The organism is Prevotella sp. ne3005 (assembly GCF_900110085.1).
Taxonomy (GTDB): domain Bacteria; phylum Bacteroidota; class Bacteroidia; order Bacteroidales; family Bacteroidaceae; genus Prevotella.
The window spans coordinates 1-2738 of the sequence record NZ_FOCK01000019.1; the positions used below are offsets into that span (position 1 = coordinate 1).

Here is a 2738-nt window from a genome sequence, read left to right on the forward strand (position 1 = left end):
CGATGGCCAGTTATGATAAAAGACATATATTGAGTTGGGTCCGTTTCGGGCCCAATTCTCGTTTTATCAAATAACTAATTCAATGAAATATACGTTGTACAGTTGTAGTTTCGTTCTTCGAATAGCGAAGCGGCAAAGCCGAGCGGTACCTTTGCATCCGCAATAGTGCACACAACTACAGTATCATGACGAAAGAAAGATTTGAAATATTGCAATTGAACCTACCTTACGGCTCGTCATCGATCAGATCGACTATGATTTCAACGATTTCCTAACATAAAATTTGGATATTACAAAAAAAATGTCTAATTTTGCAGAAAATAACCACTAACACGAATTAATATGAAGGTAATTAGCTTAAAAATAGCGCTTTTGACATTGATGGCATTTTCTTTGCAACTAAAAGCACAGGAAGCGACGTCTCTGATGTCGGGTACCCCAAAGACATCTATAGATGCCAAATTATACAAGAAAAACATGAATGCGGTTGGTGATGATAAAGAAATACTTCTTAATTCATCAGCACAAACAATGACTATTACATATAAGAATGGCTCAAGGCAAGAGATTGAGATGAATGAGATTGAATCTATTGAGTATTCCAACCATTCTAGTAAAGACATGTTTGCGGCATATCTATCCCAAGCAGGTATGCTCTCTACTGTCTTATCAGAAACAAAAGCAAAAAATGTGCTAGAGATGAAACTCTCTGGACGAATTGATGCCAGGGACTTCGATTACATAAAATGGTATTGCAACAGAATTCAGGTTATTGACTTAAAAGATGTGGTAATTGATGCCTATATCGGAGAGGATGGCACCAACGAAGGTATTTACGACACTTTTTATGCGAACAAGATACCGACGGGAGCTTTTTTCTATTGGGGGACGTCGAGGAAACACAGTCTCACAGGAATTCCAAAGAATGAAGGCATGACATCTTTGAAAAAAATCATTTTACCAAATAATATAGATTCCATTGGCGAAAAAGCATTTGCTAATATGGCACAGCTGGAAAGCGTAACCGTCAGTACACCGTATCCTCCAAAAGCTCATAGAAATAGTTTTCAAGGATTATCAAGAAAAGCGAGACTATATATTCCAATGGGTACTAAAACTCGCTATCGATCTGCAGAGGGGTGGGATGAGTTTGTAGAAATTGTTGAGGTTAACGAAAGTGGTACTCCTATTATTTCAGACAATCCCCTCATCGGTACATGGAAGACAACACGCATTGAAGGTTGGGGAGAATCAGTAAGTACAGCAGGATTAGACTACTTGCAATTAAAGGCTGATGGTACTTACATCCATGTAGAGGAGGAAGATGGCATACCGTTTGTAACAAGAGGCACGTGGACCACTTCTGAAGATAAATTTATACTCCACAAAAAAGACGGAGGGCAATCTGGTCCATCTTTTGAATATGAAATAATAGAATTGAAAGATAATAGTATGAAAGTATCTATGTGGCGCGTTATTGCATATTTAGAAAAAGTGCAAGATAGTGTCATTAAACAATACCAAATAAAATGGAAATAAGCTTTTTTCCTTGAGATTATTTGGTCAAATAAAAAAAAAATCGTAATTTTGCACCATCTATTAAATATTTGCTAATTATTTAAATAATCTATAAACAATATCACGACATGAAACAAGATGATACTTTTGTTAAGGGAGCTATTAGGGACAATAATCCTTATGCCCGGCCTACTGGCAGGTCGTTTGCTAATAATGCAGACGAAACGTATGTACCTGGTATGCATGACAATGCTCCTGGTGTAGTTGAAAATAAGTTTGATCAAAAAGACAATTCTCCAGTGGTTGGCTTTCTGTATTCTATTTCACGTAAAGGAATTGGTGAATATTGGCCGCTCCATTTGGGGACAAACACAATCGGCCGATCTGCGGATTGTGACATCGTACTAAAGGAGCGTTCTGTTTCGGAGCATCATGCTACAATAAGTATCAAACAAATGAAGTCAACAAAGAAACTGATTGCCAGCATACGCGATGTAGGGTCAAAAAATGGTATGTACTTAAACGAAGAGGAACTTGACTATGACAACCATACATGTAAGTTGCACGACATTATCACTATAGGCACAAGTTATAAGTTACTACTTATTCTAATCGATGCCGAAGATTATGGTTTGTCAGTAGCAGAAGACTTCGCGGCAATTGAGGAAGATGATACATTCTTTAGCGACTTTTCTGGAGGCGACAACACCCAGGGACGTTTTAATCCATACAATTCAGATAATAGAAACGTTGACACAGGTACAGTTGATCTCAATGGTGGTCAGCCAAACAAACCTGGTGGTACTAAATTTATGTAATAATGTCTTTGATTTTTATTCAAGGAAAGGAAGAAAAGAACCGAAAAATCCACTATGAAGTAGACCCTCAGCAACCTTCTCTTGGCGAAGGGGGAATGGGGCAAGTGCTTCGGGGGGTGATGGTCAATGAAAAGAATGGGGTCAGACAGGATGTTGCAATCAAGTTCCTGTTTGAGGACCTTCCCGTGCATGCTATTGAACGTGCAAGACGTGAGGCTTCCATACAGATCCACAATGAGAATCTTGTGGAGATGTTTGGATTCATTGAAGTGATTGACGGCAATGGCACAAAAAGATACCATGTGGTCAGTGAGTTGTTGCAAGGTGTCATGCTCTTCGACCTACTCAATGGCAAAACAACCGACAAATATGGAAACGAGATAGAATTTGCCCAGGAATTAT

General features: G+C 38.6%; 3 protein-coding genes. All 3 read left to right on the forward strand.

All coding sequences use genetic code 11. The features are described from left to right. The first annotated feature begins 342 nt into the window (after positions 1-342). Positions 343-1539, forward strand: coding sequence for a lipocalin-like domain-containing protein (locus tag BMY16_RS15220; protein WP_091844205.1), 1197 nt, complete (start codon positions 343-345; stop codon positions 1537-1539). A 107-nt stretch (positions 1540-1646) separates the two neighbouring features. Continuing rightward, positions 1647-2336: an FHA domain-containing protein gene (locus tag BMY16_RS15225; protein WP_091844207.1), complete on the forward strand. Its 690-nt coding sequence runs from the start codon at positions 1647-1649 to the stop codon at positions 2334-2336. Positions 2337-2338: 2 nt separating this feature from the next. Next, positions 2339-2738 (forward strand): protein kinase (locus BMY16_RS15230; RefSeq protein ID WP_170836145.1); only part of this gene is annotated, 400 nt, incomplete at its 3' end.

Bases quoted from the DNA above. Each gene is read 5' to 3' on its own strand.
- BMY16_RS15220 (WP_091844205.1), top strand. From the start codon at position 343: ATGAAGGTAATTAGCTTAAAAATAGCGCTTTTGACATTGATGGCATTT.
- BMY16_RS15225 (WP_091844207.1), top strand. From the start codon at position 1,647: ATGAAACAAGATGATACTTTTGTTAAGGGAGCTATTAGGGACAATAAT.